At 43.4% G+C, this 17,318-nt stretch carries 16 protein-coding genes; 5 read left to right on the plus strand and 11 right to left on the minus strand.

Features of this window, described 5'->3' with window-relative positions:
* On the plus strand, positions 1 to 444 hold a 444-nt coding region (locus tag A7D14_RS18210), incomplete at its 5' end, for a hypothetical protein (RefSeq protein ID WP_218058560.1).
* 11 nt (positions 445 to 455) lie between these two features.
* Here A7D14_RS18210 and pafA read toward each other — a convergent pair.
* Complete coding sequence (gene pafA / locus A7D14_RS18215) at positions 456 to 2,126, minus strand: alkaline phosphatase PafA (RefSeq protein WP_067037693.1); 1,671 nt, start codon at positions 2,124 to 2,126, stop codon at positions 456 to 458.
* Between the two features lie 119 nt (positions 2,127 to 2,245).
* Here pafA and A7D14_RS18220 point away from each other — a divergent pair, with 119 nt between their 5' ends.
* Together A7D14_RS18220 and A7D14_RS18225 are read left to right on the plus strand one after the other, a co-directional pair.
* A complete protein-coding gene (locus A7D14_RS18220) occupies positions 2,246 to 2,983 on the plus strand; it encodes an MlaE family ABC transporter permease (RefSeq protein WP_067037695.1) in 738 nt (245 codons plus the stop codon).
* Entirely contained in the window at positions 2,983 to 3,750 is a 768-nt protein-coding gene (locus tag A7D14_RS18225) for an ABC transporter ATP-binding protein (RefSeq protein ID WP_067037697.1), read from the plus strand. Before A7D14_RS18220 ends, A7D14_RS18225 begins: the two co-directional genes overlap by 1 nt.
* A gap of 200 nt (positions 3,751 to 3,950) precedes the next feature.
* On the opposite strand, the gene A7D14_RS18230 is transcribed toward A7D14_RS18225, so the two are convergent.
* The 9 genes from A7D14_RS18230 to porV all read right to left on the minus strand — a co-directional run bounded on the left by A7D14_RS18230 (position 3,951) and on the right by porV (position 13,580).
* On the minus strand, positions 3,951 to 5,411 hold the full coding sequence (locus A7D14_RS18230; RefSeq protein WP_067037699.1) for a DUF389 domain-containing protein: 1,461 nt from the start codon (positions 5,409 to 5,411) through the stop codon (positions 3,951 to 3,953).
* Positions 5,412 to 5,414: 3 nt separating this feature from the next.
* Positions 5,415 to 6,494 carry a mannose-1-phosphate guanylyltransferase gene (locus tag A7D14_RS18235; protein ID WP_067037701.1) on the minus strand — a complete coding sequence of 360 codons (1,080 nt, stop codon included), beginning with the start codon at positions 6,492 to 6,494 and terminating at the stop codon, positions 5,415 to 5,417.
* Positions 6,495 to 6,639: 145 nt separating this feature from the next.
* Positions 6,640 to 7,239 carry a SprT-like domain-containing protein gene (locus A7D14_RS18240; protein ID WP_067037702.1) on the minus strand — a complete coding sequence of 200 codons (600 nt, stop codon included), beginning with the start codon at positions 7,237 to 7,239 and terminating at the stop codon, positions 6,640 to 6,642.
* Positions 7,240 to 7,288: 49 nt separating this feature from the next.
* Positions 7,289 to 7,972 (minus strand): SDR family NAD(P)-dependent oxidoreductase, encoded by a 684-nt coding sequence (locus A7D14_RS18245; protein ID WP_067037704.1) that lies wholly within the window; start codon positions 7,970 to 7,972, stop codon positions 7,289 to 7,291.
* A 74-nt stretch (positions 7,973 to 8,046) separates the two neighbouring features.
* Positions 8,047 to 9,042: a M28 family metallopeptidase gene (locus tag A7D14_RS18250; RefSeq protein WP_067037706.1), complete on the minus strand. Its 996-nt coding sequence runs from the start codon at positions 9,040 to 9,042 to the stop codon at positions 8,047 to 8,049.
* Between the two features lie 110 nt (positions 9,043 to 9,152).
* Positions 9,153 to 10,784, minus strand: coding sequence for a pyruvate dehydrogenase complex dihydrolipoamide acetyltransferase (locus A7D14_RS18255; protein WP_067037708.1), 1,632 nt, complete (start codon positions 10,782 to 10,784; stop codon positions 9,153 to 9,155).
* Between the two features lie 4 nt (positions 10,785 to 10,788).
* On the minus strand, positions 10,789 to 11,787 hold the full coding sequence (gene pdhA, locus A7D14_RS18260; RefSeq protein ID WP_067037711.1) for a pyruvate dehydrogenase (acetyl-transferring) E1 component subunit alpha: 999 nt from the start codon (positions 11,785 to 11,787) through the stop codon (positions 10,789 to 10,791).
* 80 nt (positions 11,788 to 11,867) lie between these two features.
* Complete coding sequence (gene cdd, locus A7D14_RS18265; protein ID WP_067037713.1) at positions 11,868 to 12,359, minus strand: cytidine deaminase; 492 nt, start codon at positions 12,357 to 12,359, stop codon at positions 11,868 to 11,870.
* A gap of 75 nt (positions 12,360 to 12,434) precedes the next feature.
* Complete coding sequence (gene porV / locus A7D14_RS18270) at positions 12,435 to 13,580, minus strand: type IX secretion system outer membrane channel protein PorV (protein ID WP_067037715.1); 1,146 nt, start codon at positions 13,578 to 13,580, stop codon at positions 12,435 to 12,437.
* A 388-nt stretch (positions 13,581 to 13,968) separates the two neighbouring features.
* Here porV and gldJ point away from each other — a divergent pair, with 388 nt between their 5' ends.
* Both gldJ and murF read left to right on the plus strand, forming a co-directional pair.
* Positions 13,969 to 15,621: a gliding motility lipoprotein GldJ gene (gene gldJ, locus A7D14_RS18275; RefSeq protein ID WP_067037716.1), complete on the plus strand. Its 1,653-nt coding sequence runs from the start codon at positions 13,969 to 13,971 to the stop codon at positions 15,619 to 15,621.
* A gap of 62 nt (positions 15,622 to 15,683) precedes the next feature.
* Entirely contained in the window at positions 15,684 to 16,958 is a 1,275-nt protein-coding gene (murF, locus tag A7D14_RS18280) for a UDP-N-acetylmuramoyl-tripeptide--D-alanyl-D-alanine ligase (protein WP_067037719.1), read from the plus strand.
* A gap of 158 nt (positions 16,959 to 17,116) precedes the next feature.
* On the opposite strand, the gene A7D14_RS20155 is transcribed toward murF, so the two are convergent.
* Positions 17,117 to 17,318 (minus strand): hypothetical protein (locus A7D14_RS20155; protein WP_218058561.1); only part of this gene is annotated, 202 nt, incomplete at its 5' end.

A 17,318-nucleotide genomic window follows, 5' to 3' on the forward strand; every position in this document is an offset into this window, starting at 1 on the left:
CCATCCCTAAATGTCAAGAATATGATAAAAAAGGTAATGCTAGTACTACTATTTGCCATTATAAGTTGCAAGAAAGATTGTAATGAATGCTTTACTCCACCCCAACCCTTGGTTTTTGAATTTATCGATGCCAGTACCGGGAAGAATTTGTTTGACAATGACACTTTTGTGCCTGAACAAATAAGAGTATTGGACAAAACCGATAACAAATTAATAGAACACGCCTTTAGCAATAATCAACTTAAGCTAAATTCCTTTGGATGGAAAACCGAAACAATTGATTATAATATATTTGTTTCGGACAGCCTTATTTTTTCTCTCAAAGTGGAGGCTGAAAGGGCAAAAGATAATTGTTGCGACTTCACCCGCTATAATCAAATCCTTATCCAGGGTTCGGATTATCAATTAAATCCGGAAAGTGGAATTTATAAAATCCTATTATAAAAAATAATACTTCACTCCAAGACCTCCCCAATAGGTTTCCCAGTGGTCCCATTCGGAAAGGCAATGCCCAACAAAGCTGCAATGGTCGGTGCAATATCCGGTATCTCAGTCCTATTGACCGTGCTTCCCTGCCCAATCCCCTTGCCATACAGCAGTAAGGGCACATGGGTGTCATAGATCATGGGTGAACCATGGGTGGAACCTGTTTTTCCGTAGGAAATAAACCCAGGTCTCGGTACAAATAAAATATCCCCAGAACGTTTTTGGTTATAACCGTTCTGCAAAATGTAGGGAATCCCTTCTGTATACTCGTTCGACCACATTTGGTGACCGGTATACACTTGGTTAACGGCTTCGTATTTCAATAACTCCTTGGCAATTTCCTCTTCAGCATCATCTAGGTCAATGTCCAAGTTGGACAAGATTTTATGGTCCAAGAATATTTGGAAGTTGGAAATGTTCTTCACCACATCCGTAGTTCCATATTTATACTGCAAAAACTCGTTGAACTCTTCCCGCATTCCTGCCATGTCCAAATAGCCTGCCGGTATTTTTTGATCGGCCAAATAGGCCGGAACATTGATCGCCGCATGATCTGCGGTCAAAAACACGGTGTACTCTCCTGCTCCGACTTTTTCATCCAAAGCAGCAAAAATTCGAGCTAAATCCTGATCCAACCGTATATACGTGTCTTGCACCTCTTTGGAATTCACGCCAAAAAAATGTCCCACATAATCCGTGCTGGAAAAACTAATGGCCAAGAAATCGGTAATGGTATCTGCTCCTAAATCCTCTTCCTCTAAAGCAGCTAGTGCAAAATCTGCAGTAATACTATTGCCAAAAGGTGTAATCCGTAATAAACCAAACTGACCATTGTCTTCCCATAATGTAGGAAGGTCGTGCGGAAAGGAAGTATCGGTCTCCCCATCTATCTTCTCTTCATAGGAATTGTTATCCAGTCCACTCTCCACATAGGTGTTTATGGGTTTTAACGTATTCCATGGTTTCTTATACGCCTCAACAGCGTCCGAAGTATTAAAATCACTCACCCATTGGGGCAACGCATTCATATAATATGAACTTGTAATCCAGTTTCCGGTATCCCCTCCCTCAAACCAATAGGCCGCATTGGCCGTATGGCCTCCGGGCAATACAGCACCTCTATCCTTTAGAGCTACCGCAATGACTTTTCCTCGTTGCTGGGTATGCAAACGCAATTGATCGGTAATAGTGGTCGTCAGCATTCTGTGGGGCGACATTTGGCCAGCATCGGACGTAGTACCCACCGATTGATAGCTACCATCACCTGCACAGTACACTTCTTCCCCGGTTTCCTTATCGTACCAATTATTCCCGATGACACCATGGGTGGCTGGCGTAGTTCCCGTGTAGACTGAAGCATGCCCAGGCCCTGTACTGGTGGGCGCATAGTTAAAGTGGTGGTTCTTGCAATTGAAGCCATCATTCACCAAGCGTTTAAATCCGCCCTCGCCATAATGGTTCCAGAAACGGGTAAGGTAATCATATCGCATTTGGTCTACCACAATGCCCACTACCAATTTTGGCGATTGGGCTATTTCTACAGGGGCTTTTTCCTCAGCATTATTTTTTCTGCGTTGGCCATAGGTCAAACCAATGATGCAAAAAGTAAGCAATACTAAAACAAGATTGTTTTTTTTCATGGGTTGGATTTAACAAAAACGATAGCAAAGCTATTCAATATTCCTGTTTAATATTTTAATTCAAGGTTAAAAGCTTAACAATATTCTTATTTTTATGCCCGCAAGTCCAATTTAAGCGCATGAAATATCTTGAAGCGATTGGAAAGTACTTCATCATGATATGGGAAGTATTTAAAAAGCCAACCAAATGGCCCATCATGAAATCCCTTATCTTTAAAGAGATTGATGAATTGATATATGGGTCCATGGGCATTATCATATTCATCTCGTTTTTTATCGGAGGGGTTGTTACCATCCAAACCGCATTGAACCTGAACAGCCCTTTGTTGCCCAAGAGCCTTATTGGTTTCGCAACAAGACAATCTGTTATTCTGGAATTTGCCCCTACATTCACATCCATCATCATGGCAGGTAAGGTAGGTTCTTATATAACCTCCAGTATTGGGACCATGCGCGTAACGGAACAGATTGATGCTTTGGAGGTAATGGGTGTCAATTCATTGAACTATCTCGTTTTTCCCAAGATCGTAGCCATGTTCATGTATCCTTTTGCCGTGGCCATTTCCATGTTCGTGGGGATTCTGGGCGGTTGGATCGCCGCTGTTTTTGGCGGGTATGCTCCCAGTGGCGAATTCATTGAAGGACTTCAACTGGATTTTGATTCGTTCCATGTGACCTATGCCTTCATCAAAACGGTTGTTTTTGCTTTTGTCATTGCTACATTGCCTTCCTACCATGGTTTTTACATGAAAGGGGGCGCCCTTGAAGTGGGCAAGGCCAGTACCACAGCTTTTGTATGGACCAGCGTGGTCATTATTATCTTGAACTACCTATTAACCCAATTACTGCTCGGCTAATGATCAAAGTGGAAAACATACACAAATCATTTGGGGACACGCATGTGCTCAAGGGCATATCAGCCACATTTGAAAAGGGAAAGACCAATTTGATCATAGGACAGAGTGGTTCGGGAAAGACCGTTTTCCTAAAATGTTTGTTGGGGCTTTTTGAGCCCGAGGAAGGCCAAATTTGTTATAATGGACAGTATTATTCCGAACTTTCCTCAAAGGAACGCCGCAACCTTCGACAAGAAATGGGTATGGTGTTTCAGGGAAGTGCCCTTTTTGATTCCATGACGGTGGAAGGCAATGTCATGTTTCCCTTGGATATGTTCACCAAACAATCCAAAGCCGAAATGCAAGACCGGGTCGATTTTGTACTGAAGCGCGTCAACCTTATCGATGCCCATAAAAAATATCCCGCAGAAATTTCCGGAGGGATGCAAAAAAGGGTCGCCATTGCCCGTGCCATTGTGATGAATCCAAAATACCTCTTCTGCGATGAACCCAACTCAGGCCTTGATCCCAAAACAGCCATTCTCATTGATAATTTGATTCAAGAGATAACCCAGGAATATGATATAACCACCGTAATCAACACCCACGACATGAATTCCGTGATGGAAATTGGGGAAAAAATCATTTTTCTAAAAAATGGGCACAAAGAATGGGAAGGCACCAACAAGGAAATCTTTAAGACGGACAATCAAGCCGTAACCGATTTTGTGTATTCCTCAGAACTCTTTAAAAAGGTGCGTCAGATGTACATTGAGGAACGGAATTGATTTGTCTGCTTGTTCGATTTTGTTATTGGCTTACTGCCTGTACACCGCCACTGCCTACTGTTTCAGGTTATCGGGATTTGGAGTTTATGGTTTTATGGTCTTGAGCTTGACACTTGACACTTGAACTTTTTTGACTGCCCACTTCCTTCCGACTTCTGACCTTTGACTTCCGACTTCCGACTTCCGACTTTTTAAAAAAATCACTCCACTGCCTTCACCACAAGGGTAGAATCCTGCAACCTTAATTTTAGCCAGCTCAGCATTCTTTTGGCATCTGCCTCTTTTTGATTACTTCCTACCCCATCTTTCCACTTTACCTCAAAGACCGGAACGGTATCAAGCTTGTCAAAGTCGGTCTGTATTCGATAGGAAAAGCCCAAACTGGCCAAGTTCTCATAATTGGCCTTGGCTTCGGCACTAATCATAGAAAAAGGGATTTGTTTCCCAAAACTCTTGGTCAAATTGGCCACTTCTTCTTCCAAAAGCCGTATTTGCTCATCTTTATTAAGAAGTTCGGCCTTGTTCTTTTCATAGAGTTCGCTTACATAGGTGAACTTTTCTTCAGAATCGTCCTTACCTCCCTGAATGATGTGGAGTTCGGCATCCTTTAATCGTGGATATTGGTTTTTTTGGACCCGCCAAGTGTTCACAATATTCTCTGGGATCAGTTCATCACCCATGCAAACAACTTCAATAAGTGAGGTTCCATCGTCCACATATTCGATCTTGGTCAAATTGTCCACATACCTACCGGCTCCTTCAAATTGATATACCTCAATGGTCTCCTTTAAAAATTCTTGGGCCTGTTTTTTGAAGAGTGATTCCTGAAAAACCTGATAAAACGTAAACCCCGCCGGAATCATCACCAAAATACCGGTAATGGATGCCAAGCGAGCTATTAATCGCCGCCGTTTGGAATTGGCATAACGAACCATGGGAAATCGCAAAAACTTGATGACCAAAAAAGTGGCCAATCCAATAAAAATGGTATTAATGGTGAACAAGTACATGGCCCCAGCCGCATACCAAGGTTTGCCTATGGCCAATCCAAAACCCACAGTACAGAGTGGCGGCATCAATGCGGTTGCAATGGCAACCCCAAAAATAACACTGGCAATGGTTCCCTTTTTGGCCCGGGCGATCACTAGGGCGAGTCCACCAAAAAATGCGATCAATACATCCCGGATATCCGGTTTGGTACGGGCCAGCAATTCTGAAGATTCATCCCGGAGCGGAAAAAGATAAAAGAACAAAAATGCCGTGATCACACTCAACACCACCATCACCGCAAAGTTTTTGAGCGATCGTCGCAGGGTGTCAATATCGTTGATGGCCAAGGACATCCCCATGCCCAAAATAGGGCCCATCAAAGGGGAAATCAACATTGCTCCAATAACAACGGCAGTGGAATTGGCATTCAATCCAACGGACGCAATAAAAATGGAGCAGACCAAAATCCAAGAGGTATGGCCCTTAAAAGGAATATCGGCAATGATGGATTCTTTGGTGGCCGCGGCATCGGTATTGGAACGTATTTCCAATAAATCGGAAAGAAACTTCCGCACACTGCCCAAAAGCCCCTTGAAGTCCTTTTTTACTTCGTCCCCACTATCCTGATTCGGAGGAGTTGTTTCAATATCCTTTTTTTGTTCTTCGCTCATCTATTACGCAAACTGATCCCCAAATTTTTCTTTTACTTGGGTCAATACTTTTTTAATATCCTGTTGTTTGGATTTGGGGTAGATCAACAACACCTCTTCCTTGTCCACAATAATATAGTCTTCCAACCCATCCACTACCACTATTTTCCCCTTTGGGGAACGAATCATGTTGCCTTTGGCGTTTTCCAACAATACTTGGCTATTGACCACCGCATTTTCAGATTCGTCCTTATCCAATTTGTCATATAGCGCACCCCAGGTTCCCAGGTCGTTCCAATCAAAAGTGGCCGGTAAGGTGTAAATGGATCTGGATTGTTCCAAGATAGCATAATCTATGGATATGTTTTCCGCCTTGGCGTAATTTTCTTGGATAAAGGCTCGCTCTTCAGCTGTGTTATAGCTGACAATGCCTTTTTCAAACAATTCATATTGACTTGGCTGATACTTTTTGAAGGCTTCCACAATCGTCTTCACGCTCCACATAAAAATTCCTGCATTCCACAAAAAATTACCTTGGGCCAAAAACTCTTTTGCAGTTTCATAATCTGGTTTTTCCCTAAACTGGGACACTTTTTTCAACTTTTCGTCACTTCCTTTTTCAAATTCGATATACCCAAAGCCCGTATTGGGAAAGGTAGGTTGAATACCAAGCGTGCAGAGCACGTCTTCTTTCCCGCATTTGTTAAAACACGCAATGACATCCTTTTCAAAGGCTTCCTCATCCTCAATCCAATGATCACTGGGTGCCACGATCATCACCGCATTGGGGTTCATTTTTTGAATCTTCAATGAGGCATACAAAATGCAGGGGGCTGTATTTCGCATGGCTGGTTCCAAAACAACCTGGTCCTGTTTTACCTTTGGTAACTGTTCCAAAACCAAATCGTTGTAGCGCTCATTGGTAAGAATCAAAATATTCTCTGTTGGGATGAATCGATTCAGACGATCAAAGGTCTTTTGAATCAATGTCTTCCCTGTTCCCAACATATCGTGGAACTGTTTGGGGTTGGCTGTTGTGCTTACGGGCCAGAATCGGGAACCGATACCTCCGGCCATTAAAACTGCGTAATAGTTCTTGTTCATTTTCTATATTTTTCATTTCTCCCCATCTGGCAGACGGGCGTTCAGAAACAATCCTTATAATTGATGTCAGGTCGAGCGCAGTCGAGACCTTTTATTGACCTCTCAACTGCTTTCCCGTCCGGCAGGCGGGCGTTCGAGGTGACAATTATTCAATAAATTCTACCTCAGCATTGGGCTGGAACAAATATAATCTGCCCGTGGACAATTCCACGCATTCGTATCGCTTTACCTTCTTTTTTCCTTTTTTGAACAATCTGCCATTGTACAAACGGAAAACACTTCCCGTTGGAATTTCATATACATAACTGTTCTTTCGTTCCTCCTCATCAAAGGCCTTTAAAGCGATGGACAAACGCGCATCGGTGCTGCTACTGGCCTTTGGGTTCTTAAAATGTTTGGCAATGATGGGCAATAATTGCGACGGAAACACCTCGGGCCTGATAAAGGGAACCATTAAGTGCTGAAAGGTACGCTTCCATTCCAGGCCATGGGGTTTTATGCGGCGACCATACTGTTCAAAGGCCACCAGATGTGCAATTTCGTGGACGAGTGTAATGAGGAATCGGTATTTGTTGAGCGAAGCATTTACCGTAATCTGGTGCAATCCATTGGGCATTCTCCGGTAATCGCCATGCCGGGTAACGCGGTGGTTTACAATCTTTAAATGCACGCCATGGGTTTTGATGAGCTCAAAACAAGGAGCTATCGCACATTCTGGAAGGTATTTTTGGAGGGTGGTGTTCACTGGAACAAAATTACATTTAATGTCCAGATTATACGTTCGATGTCGAAATTTATGGTGTACTATTACTCACCTGCAACAGTTTCCCATTGTAAAGATTCTGCCCTGTCAAGGCGAAATCCTTGATATAAGTGGCCATTTCCAATGCAGTGACCGGGGCTTGGTACCCCGGAATGGCTTCTTCCAACATTTCGGTCTGTACGGCACCCAAGGCCAACACATTAAAACTAGGGCCAGTTTCCTTGTGTTCTTCGGCCAAAAGCTCGGTTAAGGTGATAACAGCTCCCTTACTGGAACTGTACGCCGATAATCCCGGGAATTTAACGCTCCCTTGCACGCCCCCCATGGAACTGATGGTGACCACATGCCCCCCTTTGCCCATTTGAGGAAGTACAGCTTTAATCATTTCTGCCACACCGAAGACATTTACTTTGTAAACGGCTTCAAACTCCTCAGCAGTGGTTTCGGAAAATGGTTTATTGAGCAGACTTCCTGCATTGTTGATGAGCACATCCACAATATGCCACTGTTCCTTCTCCAAAAACTGGGTTACTTTTTCAAAATCCTTGGGATTGGCCAAATCAAAAGAAAGGGCACTCACATTGGGCAGGTTCAAATCCAAAATAGGTTGTGCATTTCGGGATAAAGCCAGCACGTTATGTCCTTCTTGGGCAAAAAGTTGGACCAATTCAAAACCGATGCCCCTGCTTGTTCCTGTAATGATGATGTTTGCCATAATTAGTTCAATTTGTCATTCCCGAGAAGTCGGGAATCCACACACCCCTAAAGTCTCCTCAAGGGGACACTTTGCTATTTTAATTTTATTTCTTGTTCCGGACTATTGGCTATTCCTTCAATAACAGGCAACACCTTGTTCACCAAGGTGGCCATATGTCCAAAATCCATCAGGTCCACCTCATCCCCAACTTTGTGGTAGTGCCCAAAATTGGTGAAATCGAAGGTGCAAAAGGTATGTGACGGCACTCCGAATTCCTTATGAAAAGGATAATTGTCCGAGCGTTGGTATAGGTTGTATTCTTTTGCCGTAGGCAAAAATCCCACCAATTCTTCCTTGGCATAGGTGTTGCTCACTTCGGCCAAATTGGAGCGCTCATACCCTGTGATGTACACAAAATAGTCCTTCCCTTGCAACGGCACGCCCGTCATTTCAAAATTGAGCATGGTATAGAGGTTCAAATCCTGCGCTTTTAACTTTTTGGCCAGGTGTTCCGACCCCAATAAGCCTTTTTCCTCAGCACTGAAAAGGGCGAAAATCAGACTTCGTTTGTTGGTCTTTTGGGTACCGAAGTATCGGGCCATTTCCATAACAGAGGTGGTGCCGGATGCATTGTCATTGGCTCCATTGGCGATATAATCCCCATTTTCCGGGGCGATAGTGCCAATATGATCGTAATGTGCCCCTATCACAATGTATTCATTCTTCAGAACGGGATCGTTCCCTTCAACAATCCCCACAATGTTATAGGAAGGGTCTTTAAAATTGGTAAGTGTATCCCGGTACGATTCAAAATAAGGCTTCACCCCATATGATTTGAAGTAATTTTCAATGTAGGTAGCGGCCATTTCAATGCCGTCACTTCCAGAATCACGCCCCTTTAAATCATCTGAAGCGAGATAATTCATAATTTCACCAATTCGGCCTGAGGTGGTAAAGGAGTCATCAGCACTCTTTGCCGTATTGACCGTTACACTCTGCTCTCCTCCTTGTGAAGGGGTCTGAACCAGTTTTGTGGAGCCACAGTTCATCAAGAGAACCAGGGTCAACGTATGAAGGAACATTTTCATTTTTTTCGTTTTTTGAATTTTCTAAAGATAAAAAAAGCATCCCAAAAGGATGCTTTTATGCAATAAGTTGTCAACCGTCCCTTGAGCGGAGTCGAAAGGGACAACCAGCACTACGCCAACATGGTCACAGGGTTTTCCAAATAGGCCCTTAAGGTCTGAAGGAATTGGGCCCCAACAACACCATCCACTGTTCTGTGATCACAGGCCAAAGTCACTTTCATGGTGCTGCCCACTACAATTTCGCCATTTTTAACCACAGGTTTCTCTTCAATGGCACCAACGGAAAGTATGGCTGAATTGGGTTTGTTGATAATGGAAGTAAACTCTTGAATACCGAACATGCCCAAATTGGAAACGGTAAAAGTGCTTCCTTCCATTTCATCAGGCTTGACTTTTTTGGTTCTGGCCCTACCTGCCAAATCCTTCACCGCAGCACCAAGCTGGCTAAGACTGAGCTGATCAGCAAATTTTATTACAGGAACCACCAAACCTTCATCCACGGCAACAGCTACACCCATGTGGATGTGGTGTTTGTAGATTGTGGCCTCATCGGTCCAAGTAGTGTTTACCTGCGGATGTTTTTTCAATGCCATGGCACAGGCCTTCAATACCATATCGTTGAAAGAAACCTTGGTGTCGGGCAAATTGTTGATTTGTGCCCTTGATGCCTTGGCATTGTCCATGTCCACCTCAATGGTCAAGTAAAAATGTGGCGCCGTAAACTTGGAAGCACTCAAATGCTTGGTAATGGCCTTCCTCATTGAAGAATTTTTTACTTCTTCCACACTTTCCTCGCCTACAGGCAAAGTTACCGGTGCAACTGGACCGGTTGTTTCAGCTGGCTTTTCAGAGGCTGGGGCTGCCTGTGATGGCTTAAAGTTCTCAATATCCTTTTTGACAATCCTTCCATTGTCCCCAGTTCCCTTTACATCGGCTAAGTTGATGCCTTTTTCTTCGGCTATCTTTTTGGCCAAAGGAGAGGCAAAAATGCGACTTCCATCTTGAGTTGTAGCGGCAGTTTCTGTCTTGGTCGCTTCTTCGGTTTTGGATTCCTCTTTTGGTGCAGCTTCCTCTTTCGGTGCACTTGCCGAGGAACCTCCCCCTGCCTGTGCCTTCAAAACAGCATCCACGTCGGTTCCTTCTGGGCCAATAATGGCCAAAAGTGCATCGACAGGGGCACCTTCTCCCTCTTGGATGCCAATGTGCAACAATTTACCGGAGTAAAAAGATTCGAACTCCATGGTGGCCTTATCTGTTTCGATTTCGGCCAAAATATCGCCCTCTTCCACGTCATCGCCCACTTTTTTCAACCAGCTGGCCACGGTACCTTCTTCCATGGTATCACTCAAACGGGGCATGGTAATGATTTCAACCCCTTCCGGTATTTCAGCTGGTGCACTGGCGGGTTCAGCAGGACTCTCTTCGGCTTTGGCCTCAGGAGCATCGGCAGTTTCATCTTTGGATTCGGTTGCCCCTCCATTGAGCAAAGCAGAAATATCTTCTCCTTCTTCACCGATGATAGCCAAAAGTGAATCAACCGGAGCGCCATCACCTTCCTCTATCCCAATATGAAGAAGGGTTCCTTCATGAAAGGATTCAAACTCCATGGTGGCCTTATCGGTTTCGATTTCGGCCAAAATATCGCCTTCTTCCACTTTATCACCTACTTTTTTGAGCCATTTTGCCACGGTACCTTCTTCCATGGTATCACTCAATCTCGGCATGTTGATTACTTCCGCCATCTACTTATAATTTATGTTGTAAAAATGGATAGTCTTTCTGTTCGTACACGGTATCGTACAATTGTTCCTTTGGTGGAAAATCTGATTCTTCCGCAAATTTCTCGCACTCGCTCACCAAAGCTTTTACATTTTTATCGATTTTCTTCAAATCATCTTCAGAAGCATATCCTTTTTCAAGAATTATGTCCTTTACCTGGGTAATAGGGTCTATCTTTTTGTATTCCTCCACTTCTTCCTTGGTACGATAATGCTGTGCATCACTCATGGAGTGCCCTCGATAGCGATAGGTCTTCATCTCCAAGAACGTTGGTCCTCCTCCCGTTCTGGCACGTTCAATGGCCTTGTCCACTTCCTTGGCCACGATTGCTGGGTCCATTCCGTCAACGGGTCCACAGGGCATTTCATAGCCCAATCCCAATTTCCAGATGTCTGTGGAGTGTGCTGTACGGGCCACAGAGGTTCCCATGGCATAGCCATTGTTTTCACAGATGAACACTACGGGCAATTGCCACAACATGGCCAGGTTGAACGCTTCGTGCAACGAACCTTGGCGAACGGCACCGTCTCCCATATAACAAAGGGTAACGGAATCCCTTTTGAAGTATTTATCGGCAAAGGCCAACCCGGCCCCCAATGGAATCTGTCCGCCCACGATTCCATGACCACCATAAAAGCGGTGTTCCTTGGAAAAAATGTGCATGGAGCCTCCCATACCTTTTGATGTTCCCGTGACCTTACCGTAAAGTTCAGCCATGACACGTTTGGGGTCCACCCCCATTCCTATGGGCTGTACGTGGTTACGGTATGCGGTTATCATTCGGTCTTTGGTAAGGTCCATGGCATGCAGGGACCCTGCCAAAACAGCTTCCTGACCATTGTACAAATGGAGGAAACCCCTAACTTTTTGTTGAATATAGACAGCGGCCAATTTGTCCTCGAACTTTCTCCAGAACATCATGTCCTCATACCATTTTAGGTAAACTTCTTTGGTGATTTTTTTCATCAACGGTGCAATTATGTGAAATTCCCCTGTAGTGGGGAGAGCAAAAATACATATATATCTCTTTTGGAAAAAGAATTGGTTTAAGAATCCCCCAAAAATGAACTATTGAAAGCCAAGGGTAAAATGTCTGCCATGGAACTACACTTGAAAACAGGCCCTTTTTCTGCCTTCAGCAATATGACAATGGGTGTTTTTTGGTTTTGTTCATATTCCATAATGGACTGCCTGCAATTGCCGCACGGTGCGGCAGGGGAATTAACCACATGGTCTTTTGACCCAGCGGTCACGGCCAATATTTTGATGGCTACCCCGGGATATCTTGCCCCAGCCTGAAAGACAGCCACACGTTCTGCACAAAGCCCTGAGGGATAGGATGCATTTTCTTGGTTACTCCCAATAACAATCTCTCCATTTTCCAACAAAACGGCTGCCCCAACCTGAAAATTGGAATAGGGGGCATAGGCATTTTTTTGAGCTTGTTCTGCGGCTTGTAACAATTCTTGTTCACTTTGTGAAAGTTCATTTATGCTTTCAAAGATGGTAAGCTCAAAACCGATCTGTTTTTTTTCCATATCTCCTTGGTCTTTACCAAAAATAAGAAAAGCCCGTCCATGGACAGGCTTTTTATGCTACTATTATATGGTTTGCTAATCGTTATAGAATTCTTCGCCGAAATTAAAGGTAAGCGAAAAACGCAGTGTGTTTTCCAATGGGTTTTTGACCTGTGAGGTTGAGAACAAATAGGAAAGGTCTATCTGTGCTGACTTAAACTTGAAACCAGCTCCCAGTGTAAAGAATTTCCTAGATCCTTTTTCTTCACTTTCATTAAAATAGCCACTTCGTAGCATAAAGGCTTCCCTAAATCTATATTCGGCTCCAAGTGCCCAGGTAATTTCCTTGAGTTCTTCGCTGAAACCATCCGGGGCATCTCCAAAGGACTCGAACATTCCTTTGAAAAAACTTATGTTTTGGTATTCATCATTATCTTCTGGTCCAATGACACCGTCGCCGTTAAAATCCCTTGGGGTTGGCACCAACAGCTTGTTGAACTCTGTATTGATTGCCAAAATGTTGTCTTGATCGAATATGAAATCGAACCCACCGCCAAATTTCAAGTTGGTGGGCAAAAAGTTTTCCTGTCCCCCTTCATCATATTGAAGAGATCCTCCAATATTGGAAATATTAAAACCGGCCCTCCAACGGCCATCAAAATTATTGTATGCAATTTCCCTGGAACGATAAAATCCGGCCACATCAACCGCAAAGGCATTAGCAGCTTGGGAATCCTGTGTTCCATCCTGAAACCTTAGGTTGGAACTTATGAATCGTCCTCCAACGGCCATGGAAAAGGTTTGGCTCAATTTTAGGGAGTATGACCCGTCTATGGCAAATTCATTTGGTTTTACCAGTGTGGCATCCTCATCTATGGTCTGGCGCAATTCTATTTCACCCAAACCAAAATAACGAAGGCCAAATGCAAAGGCACTTCGGTCATTGAGTTTATTGTAAAAGTTGGCATTTAAAAGGGAAACATCATTGACAATGGTTTCCAAATACGGAGTATAACTTGCGCCCACTCCCATTTTTTGGGTGGCAAATGCGTATTTGGCAGGGTTCCATTGTTGAGAATAGGCATCAAAAGAAGTGGCCACGCCCATATCTCCCATACCAGACGCTCTAGCATCTGCAGCTATGGTCAAAAAAGGAACAGCTGTTGTAATTACTCTTTCTTGCTGTGCGCTCAACCGTGGGACCACGGCAAGGAGCACTACCAGTATCAGTAACTTTTTCATCTTAAGTATTTAATCATTTTAGTGAATAGTGAAGTTCTAGGTTTAAAAACTATCTTAGACGTTTACATGTAAACGAGTTTTTGGGCAAATTCTTGTAGCAAGGTGTTCTTTTTTTGAACAAAGGACAAATTAATGCAGGAATTAAGTCCATTTTTCCGTTCTAATCACATATAAAATCGTTAAAACAAAGGCAATCCATACTATTTTAAAACCAGATGCGTTACAGAAGTGTGGCAAATGTTGATAACGGCATTGTTACAAATTTTTATGAGCACAAAATATTATGGCCAAAACATCGTTTTAATGCCATTGAAGGTTTTAAAAATCAAAACAAATTGAAGTTACTGAGGGCATAACGCCTTAAGTATAAAGTACTCAAGCCCAAATTATGAAAAAGCACTTTATCAAAGTTGTACTTTCTTGCGCCATTGTAATGGGAAGTTTTTCGAGTTGTAAAAACTCCTCATCCTCTAAAAACGTCTCCAGAGCCACGGGATGGAAAATAAATGCAAAGGAGGGTGGATTTCAATATAATTCAGATTTTAAGGAGCAGGAAACACCCCCTGGAACTGTATTTGTTGAAGGAGGCACCTTTACCAAAGGTAAGGTCCAGGACGATGTTATGCACGATTGGAACAACACACCTACACAACAGCACGTACAATCGTTCTATATGGATGAAACCGAGGTGACCAACGTAATGTACTTGGAATACCTGGATTACCTGAAAGAAGTATATCCTCCAGAAAACCCCACCTATGCCAATATATACAAAGGGGCCCTGCCAGATACTTTGGTATGGAGAAACCGATTGGGCTTTAACGAGACCATGACCAATAACTATCTAAGACACCCCGCTTATGCCGAATATCCCGTAGTTGGCGTAAACTGGGTACAAGCCACCCAGTATGCAGAGTGGAGGACGGATAGGGTCAATGAGCTAATGTTGGAAAGAGAAGGCTTTTTGGCCGATGATACCAAATATAAAGTGATGAACGGTGAGGTTGATGGTACTTTTAGCACCGAGGCCTACCTGAACAATCCAGAATCAGTATATGGTGGTGAGATTGATTCCCTTCAAGGAAAACAAAAACGGGATTCCATCAATGCGTTTGCCAAAAGAAGCAGTGGCATCATTATGCCAGAATATAGACTTCCTACCGAAACGGAGTGGGAATATGCTGCACAGGCTCTCGTTGGAACACGGGAATACAACAACTACAGAGGTAGAAAAAAATATCCTTGGGAAGGGGATTACACCCGAAATGGACAACGTGTAGGTCGTGGAGACCAGTTGGCCAACTTTAAGCAAGGTAAAGGAGATTACGGCGGAATTGCCGGATGGTCCGATGATGGTGCCGATATCACAGCACAAGTCAAATCATACAAACCCAACGATTTTGGCCTCTATGACATGGCCGGAAACGTGAGCGAATGGGTAGCCGATGTGTACCGCCCTATCGTGGATGACGAAATCAGTGATTTCAATTACTATCGTGGAAACGTTTTCACAAAAAAGGCCATTGGTGAAGATGGCAAAGTAGAGATATTGGAAGACCAAATTGTCTATGACACCTTACCCAATGGAAAAATAGTTGCCATCAACCTTCCTGGTGAAATCAAGGAAGTTCCGGTTACCGAGCAAGAAACGTATCTAAGAACCAACTTCGATAAGAGTGACAACCGCGGCTACAGAGATGGTGACCCCGGTTCCTCAAGGTTCTTTAGCAGGTTCAGCGATGAAGAGGACAACAGAAAAATGTACGATTCCCCAAAACACAAGGTTGAGCGTGATTCCACTGGAAATCTTATTCGCCAATATGATACCTCAAACTACAGAACCACTTTGATCAATGATGAAGTTCGAGTATACAAAGGTGGCTCTTGGAGAGATAGGGCGTATTGGTTGGATCCCTCACAGCGTAGATATCTGCCACAATATATGGCCACAGATGATATCGGATTTAGGTGTGCCATGTCTAGGGTGGGATCAAAATCCAAAACCAAGAACAAGACGGTAAGACATAAAAAAGCTAGATAAATTATCGCGAGTATTTTTAAAAGCCCCGACCAAACGTCGGGGCTTTTTTTTATCTTCGATTTATGACAATGGAACAGCTTCACGCGCTCTTTTTGGAGCACCCCAAAATCTGTACGGACACGCGTAAAATAACGGATAATTGCCTCTTTTTTGCCTTAAAGGGGCCCAATTTCAACGGAAATGAATTTGCAGGGGAAGCCCTAAAAAAAGGTGCAGCCTATGCCATAATTGATGAGGAGGAGTACAATGCCTCAGGCCAATATATCCTATGCCAGAATGTTTTGGAAACCCTTCAAGAATTGGCGCTCTACCATAGAAAGCAGAGCAAGGCCCAAATCATAGGCCTTACCGGGAGCAATGGCAAGACCACCACCAAGGAATTGATCAATGCAGTACTCTCCAAAAAGTACAAGACCATCGCCACCAAAGGCAACTTGAACAATCATATTGGTGTTCCCTTAACGCTTCTGTCCATAGAAAAAGATACTGAGATTGCCATTGTTGAAATGGGCGCCAATCATATTGGGGAAATTGCATTTCTATGCGGCATTGCCCAGCCCGATTTTGGCTACATCACCAATTTTGGGAAAGCCCACTTGGAAGGATTTGGAAGTGTGGAAGGGGTCATTCAAGGGAAAAGTGAGCTCTATGACCACCTCATGGCCCATGGCAAATATATTTTTATGAACGGGGATGACCCCATTCAGCTTGAAAAATTAGGGGGCTATATCAAAAAAATGGGATTCAGCACTGAAAACCATCAGTATTACAACATTCAATGTGTTGAAGCCAATCCTTTTGTGGTTCTTGAAGTGGAAGGAACACGCATTGAGACCCTGCTCATTGGCACGTATAATTTCCCCAATTGTTGTGTAGCCGTCCTTATGGGGAAATATTTCAATATCCCTTTGAAAGACATCAAGACAGCCATTACCTCCTATCAACCCCAAAACAACCGATCACAAATTATCGATAAAAATGGGCTGAAAATTATTTTGGATGCCTACAATGCCAATCCCACCAGCATGCGTGCCGCTTTGGAAAACTTCAGTGCCATGGATGCAAAGGAAAAGACACTTATTATTGGTGATATGTTTGAACTGGGGCAAACTGCAGCCGAAGAACATCAGGCCATTGCGGATTTAGCTGAAAACCTAGGATTCAATACTGTTTTTCTTGTGGGTGAAAACTTTTTTGGGGCGAAAACTTCACTCAATAAATTCAAAACGTTCGATGCTTTAAAGGAGCACCTCAGTAAAAATCCTTTAGAAAAAGGAATGGTTTTGGTTAAGGGGAGTCGAGGAATGGCGTTGGAGCGGGTGCTGGATTTGCTGTAAATTCATCCGTTAGTTGAACTATGGCAACGTTTATGTATAAGAATAGGCGGGTTTGTGTGCGAGGATTTTCCGCAGGAAAATCAGACGTAGCAAACACCTGACTACCTTTGTTTAGCACTAAACCGCAATTATTTTTATAAGGTGTTGTGCGTAGTATTTTATTTTTCAAAGTTATCAGTTTTTAAATCCGCTCTCATTTCTTTAATAATTACAGTTTCTAATTCGTTAAATGGATTATCAGTTTTAAATTTATTTCCTGCCTCAAAGAATTTCAAAGTCATTTCAGTTCGCATTTCTTTAGGAATTCCGCTCACTTTTGATAAAGAATAATATTGATAAGAATTGTCAAAAATAAACTGA

The organism is Allomuricauda sp. CP2A, from assembly GCF_001683915.1.
GTDB lineage: Bacteria > Bacteroidota > Bacteroidia > Flavobacteriales > Flavobacteriaceae > Flagellimonas.

What these genes read in the sequence shown, in the direction of transcription:
- A7D14_RS18250 (WP_067037706.1), bottom strand. Translation starts at nt 9,042, where the DNA reads ATGAAAATGTTCCTTCATACGTTGACCCTGGTTCTCTTGATGAACTGT.
- A7D14_RS18245 (WP_067037704.1), bottom strand. Translation starts at nt 7,972, where the DNA reads ATGGCAAACATCATCATTACAGGAACAAGCAGGGGCATCGGTTTTGAA.
- murF (WP_067037719.1), top strand. Translation starts at nt 15,684, where the DNA reads ATGACAATGGAACAGCTTCACGCGCTCTTTTTGGAGCACCCCAAAATC.
- gldJ (WP_067037716.1), top strand. Translation starts at nt 13,969, where the DNA reads ATGAAAAAGCACTTTATCAAAGTTGTACTTTCTTGCGCCATTGTAATG.
- porV (WP_067037715.1), bottom strand. Translation starts at nt 13,580, where the DNA reads ATGAAAAAGTTACTGATACTGGTAGTGCTCCTTGCCGTGGTCCCACGG.
- cdd (WP_067037713.1), bottom strand. Translation starts at nt 12,359, where the DNA reads ATGGAAAAAAAACAGATCGGTTTTGAGCTTACCATCTTTGAAAGCATA.
- A7D14_RS18255 (WP_067037708.1), bottom strand. Translation starts at nt 10,784, where the DNA reads ATGGCGGAAGTAATCAACATGCCGAGATTGAGTGATACCATGGAAGAA.
- pdhA (WP_067037711.1), bottom strand. Translation starts at nt 11,787, where the DNA reads ATGAAAAAAATCACCAAAGAAGTTTACCTAAAATGGTATGAGGACATG.
- pafA (WP_067037693.1), bottom strand. Translation starts at nt 2,126, where the DNA reads ATGAAAAAAAACAATCTTGTTTTAGTATTGCTTACTTTTTGCATCATT.
- A7D14_RS18225 (WP_067037697.1), top strand. Translation starts at nt 2,983, where the DNA reads ATGATCAAAGTGGAAAACATACACAAATCATTTGGGGACACGCATGTG.
- A7D14_RS18235 (WP_067037701.1), bottom strand. Translation starts at nt 6,494, where the DNA reads ATGAACAAGAACTATTACGCAGTTTTAATGGCCGGAGGTATCGGTTCC.
- A7D14_RS18230 (WP_067037699.1), bottom strand. Translation starts at nt 5,411, where the DNA reads ATGAGCGAAGAACAAAAAAAGGATATTGAAACAACTCCTCCGAATCAG.
- A7D14_RS18220 (WP_067037695.1), top strand. Translation starts at nt 2,246, where the DNA reads ATGAAATATCTTGAAGCGATTGGAAAGTACTTCATCATGATATGGGAA.